The sequence below is a fragment of the Nitrosomonas sp. genome, assembly GCF_024282095.1.
Taxonomy (GTDB): Bacteria; Pseudomonadota; Gammaproteobacteria; order Burkholderiales; family Nitrosomonadaceae; genus Nitrosomonas.
Map to the genome: position 1 here is coordinate 1 of NZ_JAMWZS010000068.1, position 5,303 is coordinate 5,303.

Here is a 5,303-nt window from a genome sequence, read left to right on the forward strand (position 1 = left end):
AGAGAAATTACGAAAGCATGGTCGCTATGGCATGTGGGTATCTATGGTTACCTATGTGAAATGTCAACAGACCCTAATGCGACTGTAAAAAAGTTCTGCAGGATCCAATTGTTTGAAACACAACTCTGAGGATCAATTTACCATTCTTCGTGTGAATCGTATATAAAGATTTTGGAGCTACACTATCCGTCCAACCGCATCGTCAACGCAATCCGCCTGCGCTTCTCATCCACCTCCAGCACCTTGACGGTAACTACCTGTCCGACTTTGACGACGGTATGCGGATCTTTGACAAATTTATCCGCCAGCGCGGAGATATGCACCAATCCATCCTGATGCACGCCGATATCGACAAACGCGCCGAAAGCGGCGACGTTGGTGACGACGCCTTCGAGCACCATGCCAGGGTGCAGATCCTTCATGGTTTCGATGCCTTCCTTGAACGTGGCGGTTTTAAAGGTGGAGCGGGGGTCGCGGCCAGGTTTTTCGAGTTCGCGCAGGATGTCTTTGATGGTTAATAAGCCAACTTTTTCGTCCGCATATTTTTCCGGGCGGATTGATTTAAGGATAGGTTGATTGCCGATCAGCGTTGTGACATCCAATTGGAAATCCTTGAGGATGCGCTCGACGACCGGATAGGATTCCGGATGCACGGCAGAAGCATCGAGCGGGTTTGCGCCATTGACAATGCGTAAGAATCCGGCGGCTTGTTCAAAGGTTTTTTCGCCGAGACTGGGGACTTTCAGCAAGTCTTTGCGCTTGGTAAACATGCCTTTGGTATTGCGGTAGGCGATGACGTTGTGCGCAATTTTGCTGTTGAGGCCGGCGACATAACGTAACAACGCCGGGGAAGCGGTATTCACATCGACGCCGACAGCGTTCACACTGTCCTCTACCACGGTATCGAGCGAGCGTGCCAATTTATTCTGATCGACATCATGCTGATATTGACCGACGCCAATCGATTTGGGGTCGATCTTGACCAACTCGGCCAGCGGATCTTGCAAGCGCCGAGCGATTGAGACCGCGCCGCGCAGCGATACATCCAGTTCCGGCAGTTCGTCGGAAGCGAGTTCGGATGCGGAATACACCGAAGCACCGGCTTCCGACACCATGATCGACGTCAGTTTGAGTTGCGGGTATTTTTTAATCAGATCCTTGGCCAGCTGGTCGGTTTCGCGTGATGCCGTGCCGTTACCGATGGCGATCAGCGATGCCTGATGTTGCTCAGCGAGCTGCTTTAATGTCTGGATTGCGTTATCCCAGTCATTTTTTGGGGGATGCGGGTAAATGGTGGCGGTGGCTAATACTTTTCCCGTCGCATCGATGACAGCGACTTTCACGCCTGTCCGCAAACCCGGATCAAGGCCAATCGTGATGCGTGGACCGGCGGGCGCAGCCAGCAGCAGTGCTTTGAGGTTTTGTGCAAACACCTGGATGGCTTCCGTTTCAGCACGTTCCTGCAAATTGCCCATCAATTCCGTTTCCAGATGCGCAAAGATTTTCGTGCGCCAGCTTGAGCGCACAGTATCAATCAGCCAGGCGTCCGCCGGGCGCTTTTGGTCGTGAATGTTGAATTGTCGTGCAATCGATATTTCGCACGGATTGAGCGCGGTATTGCGTGCCTTTTCTTCCAATTCAGTATCCAGCAATAGCTTCAATTTTAGAATGCCTTCACGTTCACCGCGCAGCAATGCTAATGCGCGATGCGACGGGATTTTGCTGATCGCTTCATGATAATCATGGTAATCGGTGAATTTGGTGTCGGTATCTTTCTTGTCTTTGGCGGCTCTGGCCGTCAGGATGGCATGCGTGCGCAAATATTCGCGCAAAGTTTGCAGCAGTGGTGCATGCTCGGCAAAGCGCTCCATCAGGATATGCTGTGTGCCTTCCAAAGCCTGAGTCGTATCCGCAACGCCGGGATTGTCGCCTTCCTCGGTGGTGAAAGGCGCTTTAAGATACTTGGCCGCTTCGGTTTGCGGATTAAGTCTTGGATTGTTCAACAATGAGTCCGCTAATGGCTGCAAACCGGCCTCAAAGGCGATTTGCGCTTTGGTACGGCGCTTCTTGCGGTATGGCAGGTACAAATCTTCCAGATGTGCCTTATCTTCCGTATGGGTGATGGCATCGAGCAGCGCCGGCGTCATTTTATTCTGCTTTTCGATTGCGGCGATGATGGCAAGGCGTCTTTTTTCCAGTTCACGCAAACTGTGTAAGCGTTCTTCCAACAAGCGTAGTTGGATATCATCCAGTCCACCGGTGGCTTCTTTGCGATAGCGGGCGATAAAAGGCACGGTTGCACCGTCATCCAGAAGCTGCACGGTAGCTTGGATTTGTGAAAATTTAACCGCAAGCTCGGCGGCGAGGCGTTGTTCGATGGAGGGCAGCATGAGATTGTGTTTGGGTGATTGAATGCAGATAGGGGATGGTAAACCAAGTGGTTGTGGGGTCGCAATGGGTTACGTCGTGTAAAATTGAGTCGGAGAAAAATAGTCAGTTGAATAACGATAAAAATTCCAAAAAATTGCGTGATGCCATGAAATTGGGGTTTGCTGGCACTTTCCAACTTACTATACTGATTGATGAAAGGGTGGAAACATGAATAATCAGACTGCAAATTCCGGCAAGAAACAAAAACAACGCGACCCGGATTTGGCTGCAGCCGAGATCGCCATGAAACGAGCTGCTCAAAGAGCTCGTGAACGAGCCAAACGTATTGGGGCGGGTGTTGTGGTTTTGAAAGATAACCATATTGTGGAAGAGAAATAGAATATGCGCGTGTGTGATGGCATTGCCCAATTCGCTGGTGGTTACTTTGCGGGAGCGGGCGATAAAAGGCACCGTAGAGCCGTCGTCCAGTAGTTTAATGGTGGCCTGAATTTGTGGCAGTTTTACGGCGAGTTGTTGGGTAAGGCGTTGTTCTATGGATGGCAGCATGTGGGACTATTGTTTTATGCTGTGCAAGAAATGAAAAGTTATTCAAGATTACGATAAAAATGTACAGTAAATTGCTTTGCAAGGACCATTTTCTGGTGAATTGCAAATAGAATGAGGATACTGGTATGGTTTTAGCGTTCTTCAGCAGCTCATTTAAGGAACTTCAATGATAACCTCCGGCAATGCCGGAGGTTATTTGACGACTACAAAATATAGTTGGCATTTATAATTTCCGGTATTTAATCGGAATGAAGTCATGTATGCAGATTGACCTACTAAGATTCTGCATTAATTAATGCGTTCTAATGCTTCAAGTTCGCTTTTCGTTTTTATTAGGCTTGCTTTCAAATCCGTGATTATTTTTTTATGACCTTCGATTTGGGATTTCAGACTATCAGTATTTTCCCCAGGAATTGATAGTTTTTTGTTTTCTTACCCAACCAAATTTTCCCATTCACGAATCTCGGCCTCCAGTTGAACTACCGTTCTCCTTTTTTGAATGAGTGCTAGCTGTTGATTTTCGGTTTGAGAGGGAATTAATACACCTACAGCGTTTTTTGCACTTTGTCTTGCTTCTATCAGCATTGCCCCGAGATCAATAGATTGACTAGTAATCGTATCGAAGTATAGATTTTGTTCTTCTTCCACTATTGCTTGAGCTTCACGAATAGCAATGCGAACTTCTTGTAAGAAATCGTCTTTTAGTTTGTTTATTTCTTTTTCATTCTCTGTAACAGCTAGTAAGACCTGGCCTCTCCACTTATCTTCAAAGGCATAAAGCTTGGCTTTTAGAGCTGACTGAGCTTTTCTAAAATTGCCAACGATTTTTCTCTTATCCAGCCAAGATGATAGGGATTTTTGTACAGTAAGTAATCCAGTTAATATGGCCGCTATTTGAGCGAGAAGATCACCATTGGGAGCATAGTTTTTAAGTAGGCTCGGAGCTACATACAGTAAAATTGGAATTGAGAAAAGAAGAAATAGGCTTATACCAGTGTAAAAATTTTGTTTCCATTGTTCAACGCTTATAAGTTCTTCATAGCGGTGGATGAGTTTGTGATAATTCAGAATGAAGTTGAGCAATATATCACGGTGCTCTTGATAATTACTATTCTCGAATCCTAATCTTTCAGCAAACTCTTTTAAAGCTTTATTTTCTGAGTAATGGTCTAGAAATTTTCTTCTGCTTTTATATTCAAAATCATAAATGCTCATGTTATTTCTCCATATTGCTTTTATTAATATAGGGTCTTAGGAAGTTAAAGCGGGTTTAAACGTAATAATTTGAGAATTGCATGGTAGAGATTATCACGGCGATGATTAAAACGAAATTCGATTTCTTTCAGGTGCAGATAAAAGGTATGCTCAGGCACGCCATTAAAATTTGCCAAGCGGCGTTTGGCAAAACTCCAGAAAGACTCGATACCGTTAATATGCCGCTCACCACTGGCAAATTCATTGTCACCATGATGTACCCTGAAGTGCTTATCAAAACCAATATCAACCAGTCCGTCATAGCCGCGCCATCCATCAGAATGGATCACGGTGTCTGGTGCCACATGGCCACGGATAATGGCTTGCAATGTCGCTTTAGAACAATCTGGCACGATTTCTGTATAAACCTTTCCATGACGTTTCAAGACACCAAAGACGATCGTTTTACCATACGCCCCACGTTCTCTTTTACCTCGAACACGTTGTGCGCCAAAGTAGGATTCATCGACCTCTACAGAACCTTGCAGAGGCGATTCAAGCTCACAGCACTGAGCAATCCTCTGTCGCACTTTAAGATAAATGGTATTGATGGATCGGATGGAAATACCAGTCAATTTGGCTGTGCTGGTAGCTGTAAAATCCAGGGATAAACAGCGAATAAGTTGCCTGAATTTTGCTTCTCTAATTCTAGAACGAAAATAGTTTCTGTTTTTAACATTCATCTCAGTAAGTTAACTCACTTTAGTAAGCGCTTAACTTCCTAAGACCCTAATATATTATCGTGATTCTAAGCATTGAATGGTTGCAATGTTATGTATATCAGTTAATTATATAATATCATGACCTGTTGTAAGGTGGTTACTGAGTACGCTAAGTGAGAGCAAATTGGCTACTCCAATATATTTTTACACACTATCATGATCTGAGGTATCTATCGTTACCTCGAGCTATCGAGCTTTGTTGGGAGTCTGTCGGACTTAAGATTAATCTACTACACCAATAGGAGAGAAATCATATTTCCTCGATTTCTTGTTGCATAGTCTCGTTATGTTTCTCAAAATCGGAGAAATCTGTACTAGGGTCTGTTGACATTTCACATAGGTAACCATAGATACCCACATGCCATAGCGACCATGCTTTCGTAATTTCTC

Annotated in this window: 5 protein-coding genes and 1 pseudogene; 2 read left to right on the plus strand and 4 right to left on the minus strand. The window is 45.1% G+C overall.

Features of this window, described 5'->3' with window-relative positions:
- Positions 1 to 182: 182 nt before the first annotated feature.
- On the minus strand, positions 183 to 2,390 hold the full coding sequence (locus Q0K92_RS12755) for a Tex family protein (protein WP_297326173.1): 2,208 nt from the start codon (positions 2,388 to 2,390) through the stop codon (positions 183 to 185).
- A 35-nt stretch (positions 2,391 to 2,425) separates the two neighbouring features.
- Here Q0K92_RS12755 and Q0K92_RS12760 point away from each other — a divergent pair, with 35 nt between their 5' ends.
- Positions 2,426 to 2,602 (plus strand): hypothetical protein, encoded by a 177-nt coding sequence (locus Q0K92_RS12760; protein ID WP_297326174.1) that lies wholly within the window; start codon positions 2,426 to 2,428, stop codon positions 2,600 to 2,602.
- Positions 2,599 to 2,769, plus strand: coding sequence for a hypothetical protein (locus Q0K92_RS12765; protein ID WP_297326175.1), 171 nt, complete (start codon positions 2,599 to 2,601; stop codon positions 2,767 to 2,769). Before Q0K92_RS12760 ends, Q0K92_RS12765 begins: the two co-directional genes overlap by 4 nt.
- 36 nt (positions 2,770 to 2,805) lie before the next feature.
- Here the strand turns inward: Q0K92_RS12765 and Q0K92_RS13135 are convergent.
- The 3 genes and pseudogenes from Q0K92_RS13135 to Q0K92_RS12775 form a co-directional block, all read right to left on the minus strand.
- A pseudogene (locus Q0K92_RS13135) lies at positions 2,806 to 2,937 on the minus strand (Tex-like N-terminal domain-containing protein); the annotation flags it as partial.
- A gap of 432 nt (positions 2,938 to 3,369) precedes the next feature.
- Complete coding sequence (locus Q0K92_RS12770) at positions 3,370 to 4,152, minus strand: hypothetical protein (protein WP_297326176.1); 783 nt, start codon at positions 4,150 to 4,152, stop codon at positions 3,370 to 3,372.
- 44 nt (positions 4,153 to 4,196) lie between these two features.
- Positions 4,197 to 4,874: an IS1595 family transposase gene (locus Q0K92_RS12775; RefSeq protein WP_297326177.1), complete on the minus strand. Its 678-nt coding sequence runs from the start codon at positions 4,872 to 4,874 to the stop codon at positions 4,197 to 4,199.
- Between the last annotated feature and the right edge of the window lie 429 nt (positions 4,875 to 5,303).